This is a genomic window from Arthrobacter sp. Alg241-R88, from assembly GCF_900537115.1.
In the GTDB taxonomy this organism is placed as follows: Bacteria; Actinomycetota; Actinomycetes; order Actinomycetales; family Micrococcaceae; genus Arthrobacter.
The window spans coordinates 560,039-584,042 of record NZ_UNRG01000002.1 but is presented as its reverse complement, the minus strand read 5'-3'; the positions used below and the strand labels follow the sequence as shown (position 1 = coordinate 584,042).

Genomic DNA, 24,004 nt, shown 5'->3' with positions numbered 1-24,004 from the left:
GCGCCGGGATGCGCTGCGCGGTCCAACTGCAACTGGAACGATATGAGGCCGATATGAAGTTGATACCTAATGACGGGAAACGCGCGTTGTGCCGGGCCGGAACCGTCCCGGCGCCCCATTGCTGTCTGGGGTCTGGTGTGCCTGCTGGCGTAGGATGGAAGGTACCGCTGGAAGCAACGGCACCAGCCGCCGCAGATCAGCTGACAGCTATTGTTTCGACATCGAGGGGATCACAGGCCTGCGGGCCAGCACCATGACTGAATCAGCTAACGGAAAGCGCAGGCTCGTCACAGGCGAGGGCGCAGCGGGGGAGTTTCCCCATTCACTCCCCGGCGTCCGGACCGAAGTAGTCCTTTTCGACAACTCGGACCAGATGGTTCAATCGCTGGGCAGCCATGATGAAGCGTTGCGGTTCATCGAGGAACAGTTCCCCGACGTGAACTTCCACGTCCGCGGCAATGAGCTTTCCATCAGCGGACCGGCGGCTGATGTGCCACGGATTATGCGGCTCCTCCATGAGGTCCGCGGACTCGTCGCCCGCGGCACGGTCATCAGCCCGGCTGTATTGCAGCAGCTCGTGGCCCTCCTCCGCTCGCAGTCGATGCAGAATCCCGTGGATGTACTGACCCATGACATCCTGTCCAGCCGTGGCAAGACCATCCGTCCCAAAACCCTGAACCAGAAGAACTACGTGGACGCCATCGACGTCAACACGGTGATCTTTGGCATCGGGCCCGCGGGAACGGGCAAGACCTACCTGGCCATGGCCAAAGCAGTGCAGGCCCTGCAGCAAAAAGAGGTCAGCCGGATCATCCTGACCCGCCCGGCCGTCGAGGCGGGGGAGCGGCTTGGTTTCCTTCCCGGAACCTTGAGCGACAAGATCGATCCCTACCTTCGCCCGCTCTATGATGCCCTGCACGACATGATGGACCCTGAATCCATTCCGCGGCTCATGGCCGCGGGGACCATCGAAGTGGCGCCGCTGGCCTACATGCGCGGCCGGACGCTCAATGACGCCTTCATCATCCTGGACGAGGCGCAGAACACCACACCCGAGCAGATGAAGATGTTCCTCACCAGGCTTGGCTTCGGATCCAAGATGGTGGTCACGGGCGATGTCACTCAGGTGGACCTGCCCTTCGGCACCCGGTCCGGGCTGCGCATTGTGGAGGAGATCCTGCAGGGCATTGATGGCGTGAACTTCTCCGTCCTGGATGCAGCAGACGTGGTGCGGCACCGCCTGGTGGGCGATATCGTCAATGCCTACAGCATCTGGGACGACACCCAGCGCAGCCGGGTCAAGCATTCAGCAAGCCGGGAAAAACGGGGGGAACACGCGTGAGCATTGAGGTGAACAACGAGTCCGGCATCCAGGTGGACGAATCCGAGCTCGTTGCCCTGTCCAGGTACATCTTCGAACAGCTTTACATTCATCCGCAGGCCGAACTGTCCATCCTCCTGGTGGACGAGCCCGCGATGGAGAAGCTCCACATCGAGCTGATGGACGAGCCCGGCTCCACTGACGTGCTGTCCGTGCCCATGGACGAGCTGACCCCAGGTACACCTGACCGGCCGACGCCCCAGGGCATGCTGGGGGACATTGCGGTGTGCCCGCAGGTCGCAACGGTCCAGGCCCGGAATGCCGGACACTCGCTGCAGGACGAGATGCTGCTGCTGACCACGCACGGTATTTTGCACCTGCTGGGCTACGACCACGCCGAGCCCGAGGAGAAGGCCGAGATGTTCGGCCTTCAGCGCGAACTCCTGTCCGGCTTCACCGGTAAAGAAGCGCCCGCCGAGACCACCCAGTGACCCCTCTGCTCCTCGTCGCGATGGCCCTGGCTTTCCTGGCCGTCGCGGCAGTACTGACCGCGGCCGAAGCCGCCTTTAACTTCCTCCCGCGGCACGACGCCGAGGAGGCACTCGTCAAGAGCCGCGGCACCGCGATGCGCCGGATCCTGGCACAGCCCGTTGCGCACATCCGCGCGCTGCGGTTCTGGCGCATCTGGTTTGAGATGGCCTCCGCGGTTGCCGTCGCCGTCCTGTTGTACAGCCTGCTCGACAACATCTGGCTGGCAGGGCTTGCTGCAACCGGCATCATGGCCCTCCTGGGATTCGTCATTGTGGGCGTCTCTCCCCGCCAGCTCGGAAGGCTCCACTCAGCCGCCGTCGTACGCTTCACGGCACCGATGATCCGTTTCCTCACCTGGGTGCTCGGACCCATCCCGGGATGGCTCGTGGCGCTGGGAAGCGCTGCTGCCCCCGGTGCGCCGCTCGGCGATGAGGCGTTCTTCAGCGAGCAGGAGTTCCGTGAGCTGGTGGAACGTGCCAGCGAATCAGACATGATCGAGGACACCGAGGCCGAGATGATCCAGTCGGTCTTCGATTTCGGCGACACCCTGGTCCGTGCCGTGATGGTGCCACGGACTGACATCCTCAGCATCGAAGCCGGCTCCAGCCTCCGCCGTGCCATGTCCCTGTTCCTGCGGTCCGGGTATTCCAGGATTCCTGTGATTGGCGAAGACACGGACCATATCCTGGGCATCATCTACCTCAAGGATGTAGCGGCCGTCCTGCATGAGCTGGCGCCCGACGAGGAGCCGCCCCTGGTGGATTCGCTGGTCCGGGAAGTGCGGTACGTGCCTGAATCGAAGCAGGTCAGTGACCTCCTGCGCGAGTTGCAGAAGGAATCCACGCACGTGGCCATTGTGATCGATGAATACGGGGGTACCGCCGGACTCGTCACCCTCGAAGACCTGATCGAGGAGATCGTGGGCGAAATCGTCGACGAGTACGACACCGAAAGCGCCGAGGCCGTGGAACTGGGCGACGGCTCGTACCGCGTCAGCGCCCGGATGAGCATCGATGACCTTGGCGAGCTTTTTGACATCGAGCTCGACGACGACGAAGTGGACACCGTGGGAGGGCTGCTCGCCAAAGCGCTGGGCCGTGTGCCCATCGTCGGCAGCAGCGTCGAAGTTGACGGTGTGTCACTGCGCGCCGAAAGGCTGGAAGGCCGCCGGAACCGGGTCAGCCACATCATTGCGGCGCAGGTTCCAAAAGTAGACACTGACCTTGAAGACCTCCTCCAGGAGGCGGAAGCAACCCAGCAGGGAGTTCCACGTGAGCAAGAAAAATAAGGCCGCAGGCGACGAAGACTTCGGGGGCTTCCGCGCAGGATTTTCAGTCCTGGTGGGCCGACCCAACGCGGGTAAGTCCACACTGACAAACGCCTTGGTGGGCAAGAAGGTGGCCATTACCTCCGCCAAGCCGCAGACCACCCGGCACACCATCCGGGGCATCGTCCACCGCAAGGACGCACAGCTGATCCTCGTGGATACACCGGGCCTGCACCGTCCCCGCACCCTGCTGGGAAAGCGCCTGAACGACCTCGTGGCCGACACCCTTGCGGAGGTGGACGCCATCGGGTTCTGCCTGCCCGCCAATGAAAAGATCGGACCCGGCGACAAGTACATCGCGGCCCAGCTCGCAGCTGTTGGCCGCCAGCCTGTCATTGCCATTGTCACCAAAGCGGACCTCGTGGACCGGCAGGCACTGACGGAGCAGCTCCTTGCCGTCGCCGCGCTCGGGCGGGAAGTGCTGGGGGAGGAAGGCTGGAAGGACATTGTTCCGGTATCCGCCAGTGACGGCTTCCAGGTGGAAACCGTAGCCGACGTCCTGATCAGCCACATGCCGCCGTCGCCCCCGCTGTACCCGGACGGGGAGTTGACCGACGAGCCGGAAGCCGTGATGGTCGCAGAGCTGATCCGCGAAGCGGCGCTGGAAGGCGTCCGCGATGAACTGCCGCACTCCCTGGCGGTGGTTGTCGAAGAGATCGTGCCCCGGGAGGACCGTCCGGAGGACAATCCGCTGCTGGACGTGCGCGTGAACCTCTACGTCGAACGCCCCTCCCAGAAGGCGATCATCATCGGCAAGGGCGGCAGCCGGCTGCGCGAAGTGGGCACAAACGCACGGAAGGGAATCGAGGCCCTTCTGGGGACGCGCGTCTACCTCGACCTGCACGTAAAGGTCGCCAAAGACTGGCAGCGGGATCCGAAACAGCTGGTCAAGCTGGGCTTCTGACCGCTTTAATACGTGCGGCCGGGGGGCCGTCCGGGAATTTCCCAGCCTGGACCACTAAAATGGACCGGATTCAGAATCTAGAGGAAGGTTCACCACGTGGGGCGAGGCCGCGACAAGCGCGAAAACGGAGCTGACGTGTCAGCAAGGGGACCAGTGTCCCGGCACGCGGATGATGGCACCGTTGGAGCCGCCCGCCACCTTGGCCCCGTACGCGGGATGCCGCTGTGGCTCAAGATCACGACGGGCGTGCTGTCGGTGGCCCTCGTGGGTGCCCTCGCGTTCGCAGGATTCTGGTTTCTCCGCCTCCAAGGCAACATTTCCAAGGCACCACTGAATGCCGGGGGCGGAAGTAACGGATCGGTGAGCGACGCCACCGGGCGGATGCAGATCCTGGTCCTTGGCTCAGACACCCGGGACGGCAAGAACGCCGAGTATGGCACGGCGGATGATTCACGGGGCTACGGCAAGTCAGACGTCATGATGCTGATGGACATTTCCGAGGACAACAAGCGTGTCAGCGTCATCAGCTTTCCCCGCGACCTGCTGGTTGACATTCCTCAGTGCAAGGACGAGGAAACCAACCAGACCTATCCCGCCCGCAGCGGTGTGATGATCAATGAAGCCATGGCCGAGGCGGGCATCGGCTGCGCCGTGGACACGGTCAACCGGATCACCGGCCTGGAAGTTGACCACTTCATGATGGCGGACTTCAACGCGGTGAAGGAACTGTCCAACGCCGTGGGCGGCGTGGACGTATGCATCAGTGACGCCGTCTTTGACCCCGATTCCCGGCTCCGGCTCCCGAAGGGCACCTCCGCGGTTCAGGGTGAAATGGCCCTCGCCTTCCTGCGGACCCGCCACGCGTTTGCCGACGGCGGCGACCTTGGCCGCATCAAGGCCCAGCAGGGGTTCCTGTCCTCGCTCACCCGGAAAATCAAGGATGAAGGCACCCTCTCCGACCCCGGCAAAATGCTGAAGATCGCTGACGTCGTCACCCAGAACCTGACCGTCGACGAGGGCCTGGCTTCAGTTCCCAGCCTGTTGACCATCGGCAACCGGCTCAAGGACATCGACATCAGCAAAGTTGCGTTCGTGGCCGTTCCCACCACGCCCGCCTTTCTGGATCCAAACAGGCTGCAGATCGCCGAGCCCGCCGGGTCCCAGCTGTTCTCCGCGCTGCGTCAGGATATCGACCTGACCGACCCCACAGCGCCGCCCACACCTGCGCCCACGGAAACCACTGCTCCGCCTACGGCGGCTCCAAGTGAAACGGCTCCTCCGGTGCCGGCCTATGACAAGGCGCTTCAGCCGGTCACCGTAGCCAACGGCACCGGCGTGCCAGGGCGCGCACAGGAAATAGTCCAGGCCCTCATCGGCGGCGGATTCACCCAGGCCGGACAATTCGAGGCAACTGCCGTGGAACAGTCAGTTGTCTACTATGGCACCGGCTATGCGGACGTAGCTGCTGACGTTGCGGTGCTGCTCGGAATCCCCGCGGCGCAAGTGCTGCCTGCCCCGGCAGTGTCCGGCGTCCAGGTCTACCTGGGCACCGATTTCACTTCCGGTGCCACATACGGCGCGCCGGCTGCGCTGCCGGAGAACATCGTCAACCAGACTGCCGGGGACACCCTCTGCCAGCAGGCCAACCCCATGCTGATAGTCGAGGGTTAGCAGGGCACGGGCAGGTTGGCCGCAAGCCGCCGAGGACAGAAAAACGGGGCCCGCTCGGCGAGCCCCGTTTTTTGTTTGCTACCAGATGCTGACGCGTTCTTCCGGTGACATCCACATGCCGTCCTGGTCAGAGACTTCAAAGGCTTCGTGGAAGGCGTCGAGGTTCTTCGCAATGGCGTTGGTCCGGAACTCGTTGGGCGAATGCGGGTCCGTTGCCAGCCTGCGGATGGCTTCTTCGCTCCGGATCACCTGCCGCCATCCTGCTGCCCATGATGCGAAGAAGCGCTGGTGCCCGGTGAGGCCGTCCAGGACCTGCGGCTCCTTTCCATCGAGGCTGATCAGGTAGGCCTTGTAGGCAATGGCCAGTCCGGCGAGGTCGCCGATGTTTTCCCCGAGGGTGAGGCGCCCGTTGACGTTATGTCCCGGTGCTGCGTACGGGGAAAGTGCATCGTATTGCGCCACCAGTTTGGCCGTGAGCTTTTCGAAGGCCTGGCGGTCCTCGTCGGTCCACCAGTTCCGCAGTGCACCGCCGCCGTCGAACTGTGACCCCTGGTCGTCGAAGCCGTGGCCGATTTCGTGCCCGATCACCGCGCCGATACCGCCGTAGTTCACGGCGTCGTCAGCGTCGGAGGTGAAGAACGGCGGCTGCAGGATCGCCGCCGGGAAAACGATCTCGTTCATCATCGGGTGGTAGTAGGCGTTGACTGTTTGGGGGGTCATCAGCCATTTGTTGCGGTCCACCGGCTTGCCCACCTCATCAAGGTGCCGGTCGACGTCGGCGTTGTGTGCCCGTTCCACGTTGCCCAGCAGATCAGCCGGATCAATCTCCACGGCTGAGTAGTCGATCCACTCTTCCGGATAGCCGATCTTCGCCCGGAACCCTTCCAGCTTCCGCAGCGCCTCGGCCTTGGTGTCCTCACCCATCCAGCCCACGGCGGTAATGCTTTGGCGGTAGGCCTTGATCAGGTTGGCGACCAGCGTCTGCATACGGGCCTTGTGCGTTTCCGGAAAGTGCCGCGCCACATAGATCTGCCCCACGGCTTCGCCGAGGCCGCCTTCCACAACGCCCACGCCGCGCTTCCATCGGTCCTTGTTCCGGGGGGTGCCGCTGATGGTGGTTCCATAGAAGGCGAAGTTGGCATCAACAAAAGCAGAGGACAGGTAGGGCGCCGCGGCGCTGACAACCCGCATGGCCAGCCATTCCTGCCAGTGGGCCAGCGGTTCGCTCTCGAGAAGGCCTGCGGCGCCGTCGAAGAACGGAGGGGTGCTGACCACAATTTCCTGCCGCTTCTCCTCGTCGATGCCCGCGGCATCGAACCAGGTGGTGAGCAGCGGGAACATGACGGATGCCTCGTCCGCCGACTTCAGGTTGTAGGTCTTTTGCGGATCCCGAAGGGTGACGTTGTCCCAATGATGGGATGCCAGCTTGGTCTCGAGGGCAACCACCCGCCCGGACGCGCTGTTCGCATCCGGAACGCCGGCCAGGTCAAGCATCGTCTTCACATGCGCGCCGTAGGCGGAGACCATGGGGGCGAACTTCTCTTCCCGGTAATACGATTCGTCGGGCAATCCGAGACCGCCCTGGCCAACGTACAGGAGGACCCGGTCGGGATTGCCTGCGTCCGGAGCCGGGTAGATGTAGAACAGCCCACCCACATCGGCCCGGAACAACCGGCCCGCCAGGGAGACCAGGTCTGCCACGGAGGTGGTGGCAAACACCTCGGCGAGCCTCTGGCGGATCGGTTCCATGCCCTTGGCTTCTACAGCAGCTTCGTCCATGAAGCTGTTGTAAAGGTCCCCGACCTTCTGCTCGATGCCGCTGGCGGCCCCGCCCTTGGCCGCTGCTTCCTCGATGATGTCGCGGACAGCAATCTCGGACCCGTCCCGCAAGGCGGTGAACGTGCCTTCCAGGGGCCGGTCATCGGGGATTTCGGTAGCCTTCAGCCACGCACCGTTAACGTGCTGGTAGAGGTCATCCTGCGGCCGGACGGTGTTATCAAAGGTGGACAGGTCGATCCCCGAAATGGGCACTGAAGCTCCTTTTTGCTGACCGGCGCCGGCGTATACCGGTCCGCGTCTGCATAGTGGACGTAACGGACGGTAGTGCCCTTTCATCTTACGCACCCGTGTTACTCTCAAAAGGTGCGTGCAGAGCTTCTTCTTCTTAGCTGCCGCGGCGAGGCCTCAGACGCGATCTAGCGCAAGGCCCACCCTCGCTGCGGAGTTTGTGTTGCCCGGCCACCCTTTCAAAGAAGAATCACAGAAAAGGCCCCGATAGTAATGCGAAACGCACAGAAGCCCTCCGGAATGCCCGCCCACCGGTACACGCCGTTCCAGGACCAGATCAAAGTCGAACTGCCTGACCGCACGTGGCCGGACAAAATCATCACCAAGGCTCCACGCTGGTGCGCAGTTGATCTGCGTGACGGAAACCAGGCCCTGATCGATCCCATGAGCCCGGCCCGCAAAATGAAGATGTTCGACCTGCTGGTCCGTATGGGCTACAAGGAGATCGAGGTAGGGTTCCCGTCTGCGTCCCAGACCGACTTCGACTTTGTCCGCCAGCTCATCGAGGGCAACCACATCCCGGACGACGTCACCATCCAGGTCCTGACACAGGCCCGGGAGCACCTGATCGAGCGGACCTACGAGTCCTTGGTAGGTGCCAAGCAGGCGATCGTCCACCTGTACAACTCCACCTCGGTGCTGCAGCGCCGTGTGGTCTTCAACCAGGACGAGGACGGGATCCTGGACATCGCCCTCCAGGGCGCACGGCTGTGCAAGAAGTACGAAGAGACCCTCGTGGACACGCACGTGACCTACGAGTACTCTCCGGAATCCTTCACTGGCACCGAACTGGAATACGCAGTGCGGGTCTGCAACGCCGTCGCCGATGTTTTCGAGGCTTCCGCGGACCGCCAGGTCATCATCAACCTGCCAGCCACCGTGGAAATGGCCACCCCCAACGTTTATGCCGATTCGATTGAATGGATGAGCCGCCACCTGCACCCGCGGGAAGGCATCATTCTCTCGCTGCACCCCCACAACGACCGTGGGACGGGCGTCGCGGCCGCGGAACTGGGCTACATGGCCGGGGCCGACCGGATCGAAGGCTGCCTCTTCGGCAACGGCGAGCGGACCGGCAACGTGGACCTGGTCACCCTCGGCCTGAACCTCTTCGTGCAGGGCATCGACCCCATGATCGACTTCTCCAACATCGACGACGTCCGCCGGACGGTGGAGTACTGCAACCAGCTGCCCGTCCCCGAGCGTTCACCCTACGGCGGCGACCTCGTCTTCACGGCGTTCTCCGGATCCCACCAGGACGCCATCAAGAAGGGCTTCGAGGCCCTCGAACGGGATGCGGCTGCCGCTGGCAAGGACGTTGCCGATTTCACCTGGCAAGTACCGTACCTGCCCGTGGACCCGAAAGACCTGGGCCGCAGCTACGAAGCGGTGATCCGGGTCAACTCCCAGTCCGGCAAGGGCGGCGTCGCCTACCTGCTGAAGAACGAGCACAGCCTGGACCTGCCGCGCCGTGCCCAGATCGAGTTCTCCGGCGTCATCCAGAAGCGCACGGACACCGTGGGCGGCGAAGTCAGCGGTGCCCAGCTGTGGCAGGTCTTCCAGGACGAGTACCTGCCCTCCGGCAAGACTGACGGGCAGTGGGGCCGCTACTCCCTGGGCGCTGTCAAGACAGAGACGGATGACGACGGCGGCATGACACTTCACGCCTCGCTCACCGTGGACGGCGTGCAGGTACAGCGGACAGGCACCGGCAACGGCCCCATCGCCGCCCTGCTGAGCATCCTCCGGGAAGACGGCGTGGACGTGCGCGTGCTGGACTACAGCGAGCATGCCCTCTCTGAGGGTGGCAACGCCATGGCGGCCGCCTACGTGGAGTGTGCAGTGGGGGAGCGAGTGCTGTGGGGCGTCGGCATTGACGCCAACACCAGCATGTCCTCCCTGAAGGCTGTTATTTCTGCCGTGAACCGCGCCGTCCGGGACGCCCAGGCCTGACGCGCGGGCCGTTGTGCCGCCGGGGAAACCCCGGCGGCACAACGGTGCCCCCTGGGTGCCCGGAAGGGAGTGCCCGCAAAGGATGGGAAGATAAAGGCGTGGCCCAACACTCTTTCGCCTCCCGCGCGTACCGGGACGACGCCGTCGTGCTCCGTACCCACAAACTGGGCGAGGCGGACCGCATCATCACGTTGCTGACGAAGCACCACGGACAGGTGCGGGCTGTGGCCAAAGGAGTCCGGCGGACCAGCAGCCGGTTCGGCGCGCGCCTCGAGCCGTTTATGGTGGCGGACCTGCAGCTCGTGTCCGGAAAGTCGCTGGACATCGTGACCCAGGCCGTGGCCAAGGGGGCCTACGGCGGAAGCATCGCCGCAGACTACGGCCGCTACACCGTAGCTGCCGCCATGACGGAAACCGCGGAAAAGCTCACCGACGTCGACGGCGAATCCGGAACCGCCCAGTACAACCTGCTGGTCGGAGCCCTTGCCTCACTGAGCCGGAACGAGCATGCCGCCGGGCTGATCCTGGACTCCTACCTGCTCCGGGCACTGGCCACCGGCGGCTGGGCGCCCAGCTTCACGGACTGCGCCCGTTGCGGGCTTCCTGGCCCGCACAGCGCTTTCTCCGCACCCGTGGGCGGTATGATCTGCAATGGCTGCCGGCCGCCGGGGTCGCCTGCGCCGGCGCCGGAAACGGTGGTGCTGCTCGCGGCGCTGCTGACGGGAGACTGGGCCACTGCTGACAGCTCCCTGCCCGTGCACCGCAAGGAAGCCGCCGGCCTTGTGGCCGCCTACCTGCAATGGCATCTTGAACGAGTACTGAAGTCCCTCAAACATGTGGAGCGCAGCTGACAGTGGCCCTGGGAAAAAAGAACAACGCGTCTCCTCAGCGGAGCCACCCCGTGGTTGCCCCGTACCCGCATCCCTCGGGCGCGCTTGCGCCGTCCATCCCGGCAGAATTCATTCCCCGGCATGTCGCCATCGTGATGGACGGCAACGGCCGGTGGGCGAACCAGCGGGGACTGCCCAGGATAGAAGGCCATAAGGCCGGCGAACCCGCCCTGCTGGATGTTATGGCAGGGGCCATTGAGCTGGGCATCGAGTACGTCAGTGTCTACGCCTTTTCCACGGAGAACTGGCGCCGCTCCCCGGAGGAAGTGCGCTTCCTGATGGGATTTAACAAGGATGTGCTTCGGAGGCAACGGAACCAGCTCGACGAATGGGGCGTGCGGGTGCGGTGGTCCGGCCGGCGGCCCCGGCTCTGGGGGTCCGTCATCCGGGAACTTGAAGAAGCCGAGGAGTTCACTGCAGGGAACAGCACCTGCACGTTGACCATGTGTGTTAACTACGGCGGCCGGGCGGAGATCACGGATGCCGTGTCCGCCATTGCCGCGGAAGTCGCGGCCGGCAGGCTCAAGCCCGGTGCCATCACAGAGCGCACCATCCAGAAGTACCTTGACGAGCCGGACCTCCCGGACGTGGACCTGTTCCTGCGCAGCTCAGGGGAGCAGCGGCTGTCCAACTTCCTGCTGTGGCAGTCCGCTTACGCAGAGTTCGTCTTTATGGACACCCTGTGGCCCGACGTCGACCGCCGGACGCTGTGGGCTGCCGTGGAAGAGTACGCCCGCCGGGACCGCCGGTACGGTGGTGCAGTGGACGCAGCCCGCCCTGTCGACGGAGCGGGCCCGGCTCAGTAGCCCGTCAAGAAAAGTCGGTCAGGGCTGTCCCGGGCCCTCTTCTACGTCTGCCAGGTCGCCGTAGGCACGGAGCCAGCGCGACAGCCGCGCGTAGGCGTCCGCTCGCACAGCGGCGGGGGAGAGGAACACGTCATGAAGTGCGCCCTCAATCCGTTCCACCGTCACCGTGCGGCCCAGGGTGAGGGCGCGGGCAGCAATAACGTTGACGTCCAGCACGGCGTCCGTCCGCCGCATCTCTTCCGACCAGAAGAGTCCGTTCGCGCTGCCCCGGGATAACAGCACCAGGATGGGAACCTCGATGTTGAGCCCGCGCGCTACCTTGGTGTGGCCGGCAAGTACCGCACTGAGCCAACCGGCGCGCACCGGGAAAGCCATGGGCGGCCGGTAGCGGTCATCCAGGGACCATTCCCCGTCCGCAGAACTGCTGATGGTCCGCCAGTAGAAGCCGCGCTCCGGAAGCCTGAGCACAGCCTCCGGCCGGAAGCGGGCAACAGGTCCCACCATGCTTGACGCCGCGCGCCGCACCAGCGCACTTCCATGCATCTCCAGCCATGGGCTGTTGAGGATGAGCTGCGAGACCGCTTCGGGATGCCTGCTGGCCCACAGCGCCGCCACCAGCCCTCCCGTTGAATGCCCCATCAGGGTCAGCGGCCGGTTAACCCCCTCCTGGCTGATCAGGCGGCACGCCATCTCAATCTCGGCGTCATAGTCGGCGAGGTCCGAGACGTAACCGCCCGGAGTCTCCGGACGCAGGCTCCGGCCGTGGTTATGCATGTCCAGAGCGTAGAAGTCATAGCCGGCCGAAGACCAGAAGCGGGCAAGATCCACATTGAAGAAATAGTCGCTCCAGCCGTGCAGGAAAAGGACGGCCCTGCCGTGGCCCGTCGAGGGGAGGACGCCAGTTACGGCAGGGCGGAACCGCACCAGGGTGGCGGTCCGCTCCACACCGTCCGGTCCGGCGGCTGTGAAGGCATGGGACTCGAATTCTTCGCCCAAAATGTCCCGCTGCCATTCCATGGCTTTATGCTATTCCGCCGTTTGGCCGGCCCGCGTCATTTTGGTCCGTGCTCATTTTGGTGTGGGCCCGCCAAGGCGGAAGACTGGAGGCATGCGCGTTTATCCCACATTCTTCAGGCTGGCCTTTTCATGGATGGACGCCGAGCGCGCCCACAAAATAGGGTTCAAGGCCATCCGGCTGGCACATCGGTCCGGCGCGGGGAACGTACTGGAGAAACTGACGGCCCCGGCACCGTCGCTGCAGACCACCGCCTTCGGCGTCACTTTTCCCTCGCCCTTCGGCCTTGCCGCCGGATTCGACAAGGAAGGCCATGGCATTGAGGCACTGAGCCAGCTTGGGTTCGGCCACGTTGAAGTGGGCACCATTACCGGCCAGGCCCAGCCGGGCAACGAAAAGCCTCGCCTCTTCCGCCTGGTAGAGGACCGTGCCGTAATCAACAGGATGGGATTTAATAACGACGGCGCCACCGCCGTCGCCCCGCGGCTTAAGGCCGCCCGTGCCGCACTCCAGCGCAGGCACCCTGCGGTGCGCCCCGTCATCGGAGTCAACATCGGCAAGACCAAGGCTGTTGAACTGGCTGATGCTGTGGATGACTACCTGGCCAGTGCCCGCAGCCTTGCGCCCGCCGCGGACTATCTGGTGGTCAACGTCAGTTCGCCCAACACCCCCGGCCTTCGGCTCCTGCAGGACGTGGAAAGCCTCCGGCCGCTGCTGACCGCCGTCGGCGCAGAAGCCGACCGTGCAGCAGGCCGCCATGTTCCCCTGCTGGTGAAAATCGCCCCGGACCTGAGCGACGAGGACATCGACGACGTCGCACGCCTTGCCCTGGACCTGAAGCTGGACGGCATCATTGCCACCAACACCACTATCGCCAGGACAGGCCTGGCGTCCCCTGCAGACCTGGTGGAAAAGTGCGGTGCCGGCGGGCTTTCCGGCGCTCCGCTCAAGCAGCGTTCCCTGGAAGTGCTGCGCCGGCTCAAGCAGATCACCGGTGACGCCCTGACACTCGTGGCCGTTGGCGGCGTAGAAACGGCGCAGGACGTCCAGGACCGGTTGGACGCGGGGGCCACCCTGGTCCAGGGTTATACGGCTTTCCTCTACGAAGGGCCCTTCTGGGCAGCGCGCATCAACCGCCAACTGGCGAAGAACCGGCGGTCCTAGCGCGTCGATGCGCTGAAGCGGCAGCTACCGCACCTGACAGCGAGCCAGTACCTCTGGTTGCAACGAAGCCCCGGCGGAAATTCCGCCGGGGCTTCGTTGTCTGTTGAATGGGAGGACGCAGGGAACCAGGCTAGGAGGGGTATTGTCCGCGTTTGACCTGCGGCTTAGGCAGCCGCAGCTTGCGGAACTGGAGCGAACGCATGGAGCCGTACCAAACGGTGCCCCGCTCCACCTCGCCGAACTTCTCGGTCAACCTCTTGCGGAGCTTGCGGGACAGGATAAACACGTCAACGAAGACGGCCAGGAACATCACCCAGAAACCGCCCAGGACGTAAATCATCAGGTCACTGGACGCAGGCACCACCAGGGAAACCAGGACAAAGACGAGGGCGCCGAACATCAGGTATTCACCGAGGCTGAACCGGGCGTCCACATAGTCACGGGCAAACCGCTTCTGGGGACCCTTGTCCCGCAGGGGCAGGAACTTCTCGTCACCGGTGTCCAGCGCCTGGCGCATTTTGAGCCGCTGGTCCTGGATGGCCTGGCGTTCGGCAGCTTTGGAGGCTTTGCGGTCCTCCGGCACCAACGGGCGCTTCCGTGCAGCTTCCTGGGCCTTGCGGGTTGGAGTGGGAGCTCCCTTGCCGGCTATGCCGTTTTGGCGGGCCGCAGCTTCCGCCGCCTGCTGGTCTACTATTTCCTGCGCCGAGGGCGCTTCCTTTTTACGTCCGAACACCTGAACAGAATACCTTGCGGCGGCATTGCTTTCCGGCCCGGCCGTGCGGCGGCCACGGCGCTGAATGTGACGAGGGTAATGTTTTTCCATGACTTCATCTCCGACGGCCACCCCCAACAACTTTGCCGGCCCCACATCTCCCGGCCACGACCCAAACCCCGGCACGGAAGAGCTGCGGGCCGCCATCGACCGCTCCTTTGAGGACACCCTGGCCCGCCTTAAGGAACTGGTCGCGATTCCGGGCATCGCCTGGCCCAGCTTCGACCGGTCGCCGCTGGACCGCAGCGCCGAAGCCGTGGCGGAACTGCTCCGCGGGGCTGGCCTCCATGATGTGCGGGTCCTTGGCTGCGACAAGTCCGACGGCACGCTGGGCGGCCCCGCCGTCGTCGCCCGCCGCCCCGCGGCCGAAGGCAAGCCGACCATCCTGCTGTACGCCCACCACGACGTCCAGCCCGCGGGCGACGAGGACCTGTGGGATACCGAACCATTCACGGCTGTTGAGAAGGATGGGCGCCTTTACGGCCGCGGAGCCGCGGACGACAAAGCCGGCATCATGGCCCACATCGCAGCCTTCACCGTGGTCTCCGAGGTCCTGGGGGACGGGCTGGGCCTCGGCGTGACGTTCTTTTTCGAGGGCGAGGAGGAAGCAGGGTCCCCCACATTCCGGCCTTTCCTGGAGGCACACCGGGAGCTACTCCGTGCTGATGTCATCGTCGTCGCCGATTCCAGCAACTGGAAGGTGGGCATTCCGGCCCTGACAACAAGCCTCCGCGGGCTGGTGGACGGAACCATCGAAGTCCAGGTCCTGGAGCACGCGGTGCATTCCGGGATGTTCGGGGGACCGGTGCTGGATGCGCCCACCCTGCTGTCGCGCCTGATCGCCACCCTTCATGACGACGACGGAAACGTCGCCATCCAGGGCCTCGTGGCCTTCGACAATGCGACGGTGGAATTTCCGGAGGCTGACTACCGGTCGGATGCCTCAGTGCTCGACGGCGTCCGCCTCGCCGGCTCGGGCAGCATCGCCTCGCGGCTCTGGACCAAGCCGGCACTGTCCATTATCGGCTTTGACGCACCTGCCGTGGACGTGGCCTCGAACACGCTGCTGCCCCGGGCGCGGGCCAAGTTCAGCCTGCGGCTTGCACCGGGCCAGGTTCCGGAAGAAGCGATGGAGGCCGTCCGCAAGCACGTGGAGGCCCACGCTCCCTTCGGCGCCAAAGTCACCTTCACGCCGGGGGAGAGCGGCAATCCGTTCAAGACCGACACCTCTTCTGCCGCGGCAGCGCTGATGATGTGGGCGTTAGGGGAGGCGTGGGGCGTTCAGGCCGTGGAGACGGGCATCGGCGGTTCCATTCCGTTTATCGCCGACCTCACTGAGCTGTATCCGGACGTCCAGATCCTGGTGACCGGTGTGGAGGACCCTGACTCCCGCGCACACAGCGCCAACGAGTCGCTGCACCTGGGGGATTTCCGGAAAGCCATCCTGGCGGAAGCGCTGCTGTTGTCACGCCTGAACGGTGGACTGTAGAAGCGGGCGGCCTGTCGTCCCGGCGTCACCCCTGGAGCCACCCCTGGCCTCACCCCTGAAGCGTAAGCTGAAGGGCGCTTGGCGGGAACAAGGAAGAGGCTTCCATGGTTACGTCAGGAGTTAGAGCTACAGGTGCGCCCCGCGTAGCATGTAGTTATAGCCCATACCGAATCCGTAGGGGCAGGCACCGTTAGCGCGGAGCCGCCAGACCGTCCTAAGAAGGTAGGCCAATGAGCACCGCAACCAATGAGAACAGCACCCAGACCACCAGAGCGGCCAGTGAAGAACTGCCTGTCCACGAGGTCAACCTGACCGACGTCGCAGCAGGCAAGGTCCGCAGTCTTCTCGAGCAGGAAGGCCGCACGGACCTGCGGCTCCGGGTTGCTGTGCAGCCTGGCGGCTGCTCAGGACTGATCTACCAGCTCTACTTCGACGAACGGCTCCTGGACGGCGACGCTGTCCGGGACTACGACGGCGTCGAAGTTGTTGTGGACAAGATGAGCGTCCCGTACCTCAGTGGTGCCAGCATCGATTTTGAGGACACCATCTCGAAGCAGGGATTCACCATCGACAACCCGAACGCCGGCGGCTCCTGCGCCTGTGGAGACTCCTTCCACTAAGCCGGTTATTTCGCCCGATGCCCGCGCCGCGCCTCCTCCCATTAATAACGGAAGGAGGCGCGGCGCCGACATGTGGGCGAAACTCCCGGCGGAGCGGTAAGCTCTACACCGAGTAGTAAAACTTTTAGTGTGCCCGCGGCGCCGATGGCTGCCCGGACAACAGCAGCAACAAGTAGGAAGGGCCGTCTGTGAGTTCGCAGAACCGAACCGGCAGCCGACGCAAAACGATCACCACGATCACAAGCTTGGCAATTGCCGGCGCGTTGGTTTTGACCGGATGTTCGCCAGAGGTAGAGAAGGGGTGGCTGCCCACAGAACGTGGCACCACCAGCAACAGCGACCGCATCATGGACCTCTGGGTCAACTCATGGATCGCCGCCTTGGCTGTGGGCATTATTACCTGGGGCTTGATCGTCTGGTGCCTCGTGGCCTACCGGCGCCGCAAGGGCACTGTGGGCTTCCCGCGCCAGACCAGCTTCAACCTTCCGCTGGAAGTGTTTTACCTGACCATTCCGCTCTTTATGGTCCTGGTGTTCTTCTACTTCACGGACCGCGACCAGCAGGCCATTGATGACCGGTCACAGCCGGCCGACGTCGTTGTCGACGTCCGCGGCAAGCAGTGGGCATGGGACTTCAACTACAAAGCCGGCGACGTCATCGAAGAAGACGTCCACGAGGCAGGCGTCCAGGCGCACCTGACCGGCAACACGATCGACAAGGAGCAGCTCCCCACGCTGTACTTGCCCGTCAACAAGTCCGTTGACCTCGAACTCAACGCACGCGACGTGATCCACTCTTTCTGGGTTCCCGCCTTCCTGCAGAAGCGCGACATGATCCCGGGCAAGACCAACTACATCCGGTTTACCCCCACTAAAGAGGGCACCTACGACGGCAAGTGCGCCGAGCTCTGCGGCGAGTACCACTCGGAAATGCTGTTCCGCGTCAAGGTGGTTTCGGAAGCTGAATTCCAGGCACACCTGGAAGAGCTCAAGGCCGCCGGCAACACGGGCCTCCTCGGTGTGGAGTACGACCGCAACCCGAACCTGAACGAAATTAAGTAAGGGGAGCGACGTGGCTACGTACACTCAATCCGCACCCACCGGAGTCCTCACGGCTCCCGTGGTTCCAAAATCCAAGGGGCGCATCGTCGTCAACTGGATCACCTCCACCGACCACAAGACCATCGGGTACATGTACCTGATTGCGTCGTTTGTGTTCTTCTGCCTTGGTGGCGTTATGGCGTTGCTGATCCGCGCCGAGCTGTTCGAGCCCGGTATGCAGATCCTGCAGACCAAGGAGCAGTACAACCAGCTCTTTACGATGCACGGCACCGTAATGCTGCTGATGTTCGCCACCCCGCTCTTCGCAGGTTTCGCGAACGTCATCATGCCGCTGCAGATCGGCGCACCTGACGTTGCGTTCCCGCGGTTGAACGCGCTGGCCTTCTGGTTCTTCCTCTTTGGCTCCACCATCGCGGTGTCCGGCTTCATCACACCGCAGGGCGCTGCGTCCTTCGGCTGGTTTGCCTACGCTCCGCTGTCGAACACCACCTTCAGCCCCGGCATTGGCGGGGACCTGTGGGTGTTCGGCCTGGCGCTGTCAGGCTTCGGCACCATCCTCGGTGCCGTCAACTTCATCACCACTATCATCTGCATGCGTGCCCCCGGCATGACCATGTGGCGGATGCCGATCTTCACCTGGAACACCCTGGTCACCGCCATCCTGGTGCTGATGGCCTTCCCGCCGCTGGCCGCCGCGCTGTTCGCCCTGGGAGCGGACCGCCGCTTCGGTGCGCACATCTTTGATCCGGAGAACGGCGGTGCAGTGCTCTGGCAGCACCTGTTCTGGTTCTTCGGCCACCCCGAGGTGTACATCATCGCGCTGCCGTTCTTCGGCATCGTCTCCGAGATCTTCCCGGTCTTCAGCCGCAAGCCGATCTTCGGCTACAAGGGCCTGGTTTACGCCACGATCGCCATCGCTGCCCTGTCCGTGACGGTGTGGGCCCACCACATGTACGTCACCGGTGCGGTGCTGCTGCCGTTCTTCGCGTTTATGACGATGCTCATCGCGGTTCCTACCGGTGTGAAGTTCTTCAACTGGATCGGCACCATGTGGCGCGGCTCGCTGACGTTCGAGACGCCCATGCTGTGGAGCATCGGCTTCCTGATCACGTTCCTCTTCGGCGGCCTCACCGGCATCATCCTGGCCTCCCCGCCGCTGGACTTCCACGTCTCGGACTCCTACTTCGTGGTGGCGCACTTCCACTACGTGGTGTTCGGCACCGTGGTGTTCGCGATGTTCGCCGGGTTCTACTTCTGGTGGCCCAAGTGGACCGGCAAGATGCTCAACGAGCGCCTGGGCAAGATCCACTTCTGGCTCCTGTTCCTCGGCTTCCACGGCACCTTCCTCATCCAGCACTGGCTCGGTGTTGAGGGCATGCCCCGGCGTTACGCGGACTACCTGGTGGAGGACAACTTCACCTGGATGAACCAGTTCTCCACGGTTGCCTCGTTTGTCCTCGGTGCATCCCTGATTCCGTTCTTCTGGAACGTGTACATCACGTGGCGCAGCGCCGAAAGGGTACAGGTTGATGACCCCTGGGGCTTCGGTGCATCGCTCGAGTGGGCCACGTCCTGCCCGCCGCCGCGGCACAATTTCACCTCCCTGCCCCGGATCCGCTCCGAGCGGCCGGCCCTCGACCTGCACCACCCCGAGCTTCGACAGGTCCATACTGTCGAGTCACCGGCTCCCGCAGCCCAGGCGCTCGGTAACGCCGACCAGAAGGACACTGCACAGTGAAAATTGAGTCATGGATCTTTGGTTCCGGAGTCTTCTTCTTCGTACCGGTTTCGGTGATTTACGGGTTCCTCACCGACTGGGGTGAGTGGGTCGGTATCCTCGGAATCCTCCTGGTCGGCGGCCTCGCCGGCATGATCGGCGGGTACCTTGGTTTCACCGGCAAGCGCGTTGGCCTTCGTCCTGAAGACCGCAGCGATGCCGAGATCCACGAGGGCGCCGGCGAGCAGGGGCACTTCAGCCCTTGGAGCTGGTGGCCGCTGGTCCTCGGCCTCGCCTGCGCAACGGGTTTCCTGGGCCTGGCAGTAGGCTTCTGGATCGTTTACATCGCAGCCGGCCTGGCCGTTGTTGCACTCGTCGGCTGGGTCTACGAGTACAGCCGCGGCGACCACGCCCACTAGACAAAAAACGACGGCGGGCCCCACCTTCTGGTGGGGCCCGCCGTCGTTGTTTGTACTCTTACCGCCGGCGGCGTGGCCACTCCCTAGAGCGCCCTTTGGCAGGGGCTTATTCCGGCCCCTGCGACTCCAACAGCTCACCCAGGGTCCGGAGGGCAGCTGCGGCCTTCTCGCGGCTCAGGGCACCGTTCAAGGCCGAATCCTCGATGCCCAGTTCCACTTCGCAGCCGTAGGAAAAATCTGCGGCCATTACGTGCAATAGCGACCTCGCATCCACCCTCCTGATGCCGGCCTTGGTGATGGTCACGGGAAGCCCCGTTTCAGTCACCGCCCTAACGAATACAGCCGCGGGACGCGCGTGCAATCCGATCGGGGCTGTGACCACGGCCTTCTGTGTTGGCAACGCGAACTCCTAGTTGATGACGGCCCCATCCGTCGGTGCTGAAAATTTCCTGTCCAAATATAGCGGCCCGTGTACCCGTCATGCGAAGTGCGGCCAACCTGCGGCGCTGCGTGGTCTAGACCTGTCCTAAAATGGCTAGGTGAACGTAAACCCAGGGGAGACCCACCATGGCGGCTAGCGCAGGGGCGATAGCCGGCGACATTGACCGCGCCAGTGGGACTGCAATCTATGTCCAGCTGCGCGAGATCCTGCGTACATACATTGCCGATCAGTGCCGGCCTGGCTCCGCACTGCCCTCCGAACGTGACCTGGCGGAGCGCTTTGGGCTTGCCAGGATGACCGTGCGGCAGGCGATTGACGCGCTGGTGGGTGAGGAAGTCATCGAGCGCGTGGTGGGGCTCGGCACGTTCGTTCGCAGGCCAAAGCTGGACCTGCAGGTGAAGCTGACCTCGTACAGCGAGGAGATGCAGCGGCGCGGCATGGTTCCCGCAGCCAAGGTACTGAGCTTCGAACAGATCGGAGCCAGCGCATTCCTGGCCCGCGAGCTTCAGTTGGATGAGGGAACGCCGCTGGTCCGCTTCCGGCGCCTCTTGTTGGCGGACGGGGAGCCCATGAGCGTGGATGAAAATTTCATTCCAGCCCACCGGGTTCCCGGCCTCTTGGACGGAGAGCCCCCCACTTCGCTGTACAACGTTCTGAGCGAACAGTTCGGCCTCGTGATGGAGTGGGGAGAGGACATGATCGAGGCGACCGCAGCGTCGCCGTCCACCGCCCGGTTGCTCAACGTCGAAGTCGGCTCACCGTTGCTCAAAATCCAGCGCCACGCTTTTGTTTCCCGCACCATGGTGGACTATTCCGTCTCCTATTACCGCGCCGACCGCTATAAGCTGTGGGTCCCGCTGCAGCGCCCCGGAGCGCGCCGCTCACGTAACCACTAAGGCGGCGAGCATCTGCCCCGCCCCCCGCATTGCTTGTGTTCCGTAGCGGCCCCTGACAACGCGCGGGAGGGGAAACACGAAAGGCCCGGTCCAAATGGACCGGGCCTTTTATGTTGGGAACCAGACTGCGTGCCTAGTGGCTCAGGCTTTTGGCTTCCTCGGGTGCTTCGACTGCTGCGTGGCCGTGACCGTGGGCCGCTTCCAGCTCAGCAGGGGTTGCCGGAGCAACACGGTCCTCGAAGAACCACTTGGAGAGGAATGCACGCCGCTTCTCCTTGCGGGTCACCACACCGTGCTCATTCGGTACTGCCGGCAGAACCTCAGGCGACTCAAAGCCAACGAGCTTGTAGCGCTTGTACTCGTCCAGCGGTGCGTGCACCTCGATGAATTCACCGTGCGGGAGCCGGACGATACGCCCGGTCTCGCGTCCGTGCAGGGCGATCTCGCGGTCCTTGCGCTGAAGGGCCAGGGCCACCCGCTTGGTGACGATGAACGCAATGATCGGGCCAATGATGAACAGGGTACGCAACCAGTACGTGACATCGTTCAGGGAGACACCGAAGTGGGTGGCAATGAGGTCGGAACCTGCAGCTGCCCACATCACGCAGTACCAGACGAATCCGGCCATGCCGATGGCGGTACGGGTCGGAGCGTTGCGGGGACGGTCCAGCACGTGGTGCTCACGGTCGTCCTTGGTGATCCAACGCTCAATCCACGGGTACATAAACATCACCGTGAACAGAATGCCGGCGGGCACCAGGGCCGGGAGCAGGACGTTGAAGCTGAACACGAAGCCGAACCAGTTCTGCTCGACCTGCCAGTCTCCCAACGTACCGGGCATCAGGCGCAGCGCGCCGTCAACAAAGCCGATGTACCAGTCGGGCTGGGTACCGGCCGAGACAGGGGAGGGGTCGTACGGACCGTAGTTCCAGATCGGGTTGATGGTGAAGAAACCGGCCATCAGGGCCAGGACACCGAAGACGATGAAGAAGAATCCACCGGCCTTGGCGGCGTAGACAGGACCCAGCGGGTAACCCACAACGTTGTTGTCGTTGCGGCCCGGGCCGGGGTACTGGGTGTGCTTGTGCACGACAACCATAAAGAGGTGCAGGACGATCATCAGCAGGATCAGTGCCGGCACCAGCAGGATGTGCAGCATGTACAGGCGGCCAATGATGGCAGTGCCCGGGAATTCTCCGCCGAAGAGGAAGAACGAGATGTACGTGCCAACGATCGGAATGGACTTGATCACGCCGTCGATGATGCGCAGGCCGTTGCCTGAGAGCAGATCGTCGGGGAGGGAGTAGCCCGTGAAACCTGCAGCCATGGCCAGGATCAGGAGGACACTGCCGACAACCCAGTTCATTTCGCGGGGCCTGCGGAAGGCTCCGGTGAAGAAGACCCGCAACATGTGCACGGCGATGGAAGCCACGAACAGCAGTGCTGCCCAGTGGTGGACCTGGCGCATAAACAGGCCGCCACGAACGTCGAAGGAGATGTCCAGTGACGAGTTGTAGGCCACCGACATTTCAACGCCCTTGAGGGGAACGTAGGAGCCGTCGTAGTGCGTCTCCGCCATGGACGGATCGAAGAAGAACGTCAGGAAGGTGCCCGAAAGCAGCAGGATGACGAAGGAATACAGGGCTACTTCGCCGAACATAAAGGACCAGTGGTCCGGGAAGACCTTGCGGCCGAATTCACGGAGGATTCCGGAACCGCCAACACGTGCATCGACGAAGTCGGTGAACCGGCCTGTCTTGGTTTTGGCGACGAAAGCGGGCTCAGCTGTTGATGCTGCGCTCATGCATATCACGCTCCCAGTAACTTGGTCCTACAGGTTCTTTGAAGTCGCTGGTGGCGACCAGGTAGCCCTCGTCATCAACTGCGATGGGCAGCTGGGGGAGCGGCCGGCTGGCGGGGCCGAAGATCACCTTGCACTCTTGCGTGAGGTCGAAGGTGGACTGGTGGCACGGGCACAGCAGGTGGTGCGTCTGCTGCTCGTAGAGAGCAACGGGGCAACCGACGTGGGTGCAGATCTTGGAGTAGGCAACGATGCCGTTGTAACCCCAGTCCTCGCGGCCCGGCGAGGGGTTCAGCGACTCGGGATCCAGGCGCATGAGCAGCACAACGGCCTTGGCCTTCTCGTTGAGCTTGCCCTCGTGAAGTTCGTTCAGGCCTTCCGGGATGACGTGGAAGGCTGAACCGATTGTGACGTCGGAGGCCTTGATGGGCGTTCCGTCAGGGTCACGGGCGAGACGCTTGAGCTGGCCGTCCGTGGGTGCCCACATGGTGTGGGCGAGCTTGTTGTCCGGGCGCGGTCCGAGGTCACCGAAGATGGCAACCGCAGGCAGCGGGGCAAGTGCAACTGCACCCAGCAGGGTGTTGCGGATCAGCGGACGGCGCTTGATGCCCGTCTCTTCCACGATGTCGTCAACGATGCGGACAGCAGCCTGGCGGTCCTCTTCGTAGCGGATGGCGTGGCGCTCTTCCGAGACTTCGTGGTCCGGCATCAGGGCCTTGGCCCAGTGCACGATACCGGTACCGATACCGAGCATCGCGAAAGCCGTTCCAAGACCAAGGAGCATGTTCTGGAGCCGGATGTTGCCGATAGTTGATTCGCCGGGCCCCAGATCAATGGCAAAGTACGCCACCAGGAAGATCAGGGTTCCAACAACAGAGATGCCAAATAGTAAGGCGACCTGCCGTTCTGCCCGCTTTGCGGCCTTCGGGTCCGTGTCAGCCAGGCGCAAACGGTGCGGAGGAATTCCAGGGTCCTGGAACTTCTCCACCTCATTCTGACCAGCCGTAGCTACGGTGCCCGAGTGGTTCGGACTGCCGTCACTATGGTTGCCCATAATTCGCCTCATCCTTCTCTCGTCCCGGCGGGTGCCGGGTTAGTTTCTAATATCAAGCTGCTGACGGATCAGCAGAAGTTGTGC

Annotated in this window: 21 protein-coding genes; 15 read left to right on the top strand and 6 right to left on the bottom strand. The window is 63.6% G+C overall.

The genetic code is table 11. From position 1 onward, the window contains the following. Window positions 1–253: 253 nt before the first annotated feature. The 5 genes from G6R19_RS07510 (at window position 254) to G6R19_RS07490 (ending at window position 5,754) form a co-directional block, all read left to right on the top strand. Complete coding sequence (locus tag G6R19_RS07510) at window positions 254–1,342, top strand: PhoH family protein (RefSeq protein WP_163163825.1); 1,089 nt, start codon at window positions 254–256, stop codon at window positions 1,340–1,342. Beyond that, window positions 1,339–1,812 (top strand): rRNA maturation RNase YbeY, encoded by a 474-nt coding sequence (gene ybeY, locus G6R19_RS07505; RefSeq protein WP_163163823.1) that lies wholly within the window; start codon window positions 1,339–1,341, stop codon window positions 1,810–1,812. The genes G6R19_RS07510 and ybeY overlap by 4 nt, the downstream gene beginning before the upstream one ends. Further along, a complete protein-coding gene (locus G6R19_RS07500; RefSeq protein ID WP_163163821.1) occupies window positions 1,809–3,140 on the top strand; it encodes a hemolysin family protein in 1,332 nt (443 codons plus the stop codon). Before ybeY ends, G6R19_RS07500 begins: the two co-directional genes overlap by 4 nt. Further along, complete coding sequence (gene era / locus G6R19_RS07495) at window positions 3,124–4,083, top strand: GTPase Era (RefSeq protein ID WP_163163819.1); 960 nt, start codon at window positions 3,124–3,126, stop codon at window positions 4,081–4,083. Before G6R19_RS07500 ends, era begins: the two co-directional genes overlap by 17 nt. A 216-nt stretch (window positions 4,084–4,299) precedes the next feature. Further along, window positions 4,300–5,754 (top strand): LCP family protein, encoded by a 1,455-nt coding sequence (locus G6R19_RS07490; RefSeq protein WP_205484327.1) that lies wholly within the window; start codon window positions 4,300–4,302, stop codon window positions 5,752–5,754. Between the two features lie 78 nt (window positions 5,755–5,832). On the opposite strand, the gene G6R19_RS07485 is transcribed toward G6R19_RS07490, so the two are convergent. Further along, window positions 5,833–7,785, bottom strand: a complete 1,953-nt coding sequence (locus tag G6R19_RS07485; protein ID WP_163163815.1) for a M13-type metalloendopeptidase — start codon at window positions 7,783–7,785, stop codon at window positions 5,833–5,835. A 249-nt stretch (window positions 7,786–8,034) separates the two neighbouring features. Here G6R19_RS07485 and leuA point away from each other — a divergent pair, with 249 nt between their 5' ends. From leuA to G6R19_RS07470, 3 genes are all read left to right on the top strand, one after another. Beyond that, window positions 8,035–9,774 (top strand): 2-isopropylmalate synthase, encoded by a 1,740-nt coding sequence (gene leuA, locus G6R19_RS07480; RefSeq protein WP_163163813.1) that lies wholly within the window; start codon window positions 8,035–8,037, stop codon window positions 9,772–9,774. Between the two features lie 98 nt (window positions 9,775–9,872). Continuing rightward, complete coding sequence (recO, locus tag G6R19_RS07475; protein WP_163163811.1) at window positions 9,873–10,625, top strand: DNA repair protein RecO; 753 nt, start codon at window positions 9,873–9,875, stop codon at window positions 10,623–10,625. A 2-nt stretch (window positions 10,626–10,627) separates the two neighbouring features. Then, complete coding sequence (locus tag G6R19_RS07470) at window positions 10,628–11,470, top strand: isoprenyl transferase (RefSeq protein WP_163163809.1); 843 nt, start codon at window positions 10,628–10,630, stop codon at window positions 11,468–11,470. An 18-nt stretch (window positions 11,471–11,488) separates the two neighbouring features. Here the strand turns inward: G6R19_RS07470 and G6R19_RS07465 are convergent, their stop codons facing one another. Further along, the gene (locus tag G6R19_RS07465; RefSeq protein WP_163163807.1) at window positions 11,489–12,487 is read right to left on the bottom strand and encodes an alpha/beta hydrolase; all 999 of its coding nucleotides are present in this window, start codon (window positions 12,485–12,487) and stop codon (window positions 11,489–11,491) included. 91 nt (window positions 12,488–12,578) lie between these two features. Here G6R19_RS07465 and G6R19_RS07460 point away from each other — a divergent pair, with 91 nt between their 5' ends. Further along, the gene (locus G6R19_RS07460) at window positions 12,579–13,649 is read left to right on the top strand and encodes a quinone-dependent dihydroorotate dehydrogenase (RefSeq protein WP_163163806.1); all 1,071 of its coding nucleotides are present in this window, start codon (window positions 12,579–12,581) and stop codon (window positions 13,647–13,649) included. A 130-nt stretch (window positions 13,650–13,779) separates the two neighbouring features. On the opposite strand, the gene G6R19_RS07455 is transcribed toward G6R19_RS07460, so the two are convergent. Next, window positions 13,780–14,382 (bottom strand): DUF3043 domain-containing protein, encoded by a 603-nt coding sequence (locus G6R19_RS07455; RefSeq protein ID WP_163163804.1) that lies wholly within the window; start codon window positions 14,380–14,382, stop codon window positions 13,780–13,782. 88 nt (window positions 14,383–14,470) lie between these two features. On the opposite strand from G6R19_RS07455, the gene G6R19_RS07450 reads away from it, so the two are divergent. From G6R19_RS07450 to G6R19_RS07430, 5 genes are all read left to right on the top strand, one after another. Then, a complete protein-coding gene (locus G6R19_RS07450) occupies window positions 14,471–15,910 on the top strand; it encodes a dipeptidase (RefSeq protein ID WP_163163802.1) in 1,440 nt (479 codons plus the stop codon). A 230-nt stretch (window positions 15,911–16,140) separates the two neighbouring features. Beyond that, window positions 16,141–16,530: an iron-sulfur cluster assembly accessory protein gene (locus G6R19_RS07445; protein ID WP_163163800.1), complete on the top strand. Its 390-nt coding sequence runs from the start codon at window positions 16,141–16,143 to the stop codon at window positions 16,528–16,530. Between the two features lie 188 nt (window positions 16,531–16,718). Continuing rightward, window positions 16,719–17,591: a cytochrome c oxidase subunit II gene (coxB, locus tag G6R19_RS07440; protein WP_163163798.1), complete on the top strand. Its 873-nt coding sequence runs from the start codon at window positions 16,719–16,721 to the stop codon at window positions 17,589–17,591. Between the two features lie 10 nt (window positions 17,592–17,601). Beyond that, window positions 17,602–19,329, top strand: a complete 1,728-nt coding sequence (gene ctaD / locus G6R19_RS07435) for a cytochrome c oxidase subunit I (RefSeq protein WP_163163796.1) — start codon at window positions 17,602–17,604, stop codon at window positions 19,327–19,329. Next, window positions 19,326–19,727, top strand: a complete 402-nt coding sequence (locus G6R19_RS07430) for a cytochrome c oxidase subunit 4 (RefSeq protein WP_163163794.1) — start codon at window positions 19,326–19,328, stop codon at window positions 19,725–19,727. Before ctaD ends, G6R19_RS07430 begins: the two co-directional genes overlap by 4 nt. Before the next feature lie 106 nt (window positions 19,728–19,833). Here G6R19_RS07430 and G6R19_RS07425 read toward each other — a convergent pair whose 3' ends face one another. Next, window positions 19,834–20,127 (bottom strand): HPr family phosphocarrier protein, encoded by a 294-nt coding sequence (locus G6R19_RS07425; protein WP_163163792.1) that lies wholly within the window; start codon window positions 20,125–20,127, stop codon window positions 19,834–19,836. A 167-nt stretch (window positions 20,128–20,294) separates the two neighbouring features. Here G6R19_RS07425 and G6R19_RS07420 point away from each other — a divergent pair, with 167 nt between their 5' ends. Further along, the gene (locus G6R19_RS07420; protein WP_163163790.1) at window positions 20,295–21,065 is read left to right on the top strand and encodes a GntR family transcriptional regulator; all 771 of its coding nucleotides are present in this window, start codon (window positions 20,295–20,297) and stop codon (window positions 21,063–21,065) included. A 133-nt stretch (window positions 21,066–21,198) separates the two neighbouring features. Here the strand turns inward: G6R19_RS07420 and G6R19_RS07415 are convergent, their stop codons facing one another. Together G6R19_RS07415 and G6R19_RS07410 are read right to left on the bottom strand one after the other, a co-directional pair. Next, on the bottom strand, window positions 21,199–22,869 hold the full coding sequence (locus tag G6R19_RS07415; protein ID WP_163163788.1) for a cytochrome bc complex cytochrome b subunit: 1,671 nt from the start codon (window positions 22,867–22,869) through the stop codon (window positions 21,199–21,201). Beyond that, window positions 22,847–23,920, bottom strand: coding sequence for a Rieske 2Fe-2S domain-containing protein (locus tag G6R19_RS07410; RefSeq protein ID WP_163163786.1), 1,074 nt, complete (start codon window positions 23,918–23,920; stop codon window positions 22,847–22,849). Before G6R19_RS07410 ends, G6R19_RS07415 begins: the two co-directional genes overlap by 23 nt. Between the last annotated feature and the right edge of the window lie 84 nt (window positions 23,921–24,004).

Coding starts and splice junctions, on each gene's coding strand:
- G6R19_RS07510 (WP_163163825.1), top strand. CDS start 254: ATGACTGAATCAGCTAACGGAAAGCGCAGGCTCGTCACAGGCGAGGGC.
- G6R19_RS07490 (WP_205484327.1), top strand. CDS start 4,300: ATGCCGCTGTGGCTCAAGATCACGACGGGCGTGCTGTCGGTGGCCCTC.
- leuA (WP_163163813.1), top strand. CDS start 8,035: ATGCGAAACGCACAGAAGCCCTCCGGAATGCCCGCCCACCGGTACACG.
- G6R19_RS07465 (WP_163163807.1), bottom strand. CDS start 12,487: ATGGAATGGCAGCGGGACATTTTGGGCGAAGAATTCGAGTCCCATGCC.
- G6R19_RS07460 (WP_163163806.1), top strand. CDS start 12,579: ATGCGCGTTTATCCCACATTCTTCAGGCTGGCCTTTTCATGGATGGAC.
- G6R19_RS07450 (WP_163163802.1), top strand. CDS start 14,471: ATGACTTCATCTCCGACGGCCACCCCCAACAACTTTGCCGGCCCCACA.
- G6R19_RS07445 (WP_163163800.1), top strand. CDS start 16,141: ATGAGCACCGCAACCAATGAGAACAGCACCCAGACCACCAGAGCGGCC.
- G6R19_RS07420 (WP_163163790.1), top strand. CDS start 20,295: ATGGCGGCTAGCGCAGGGGCGATAGCCGGCGACATTGACCGCGCCAGT.
- G6R19_RS07415 (WP_163163788.1), bottom strand. CDS start 22,869: ATGAGCGCAGCATCAACAGCTGAGCCCGCTTTCGTCGCCAAAACCAAG.
- G6R19_RS07410 (WP_163163786.1), bottom strand. CDS start 23,920: ATGGGCAACCATAGTGACGGCAGTCCGAACCACTCGGGCACCGTAGCT.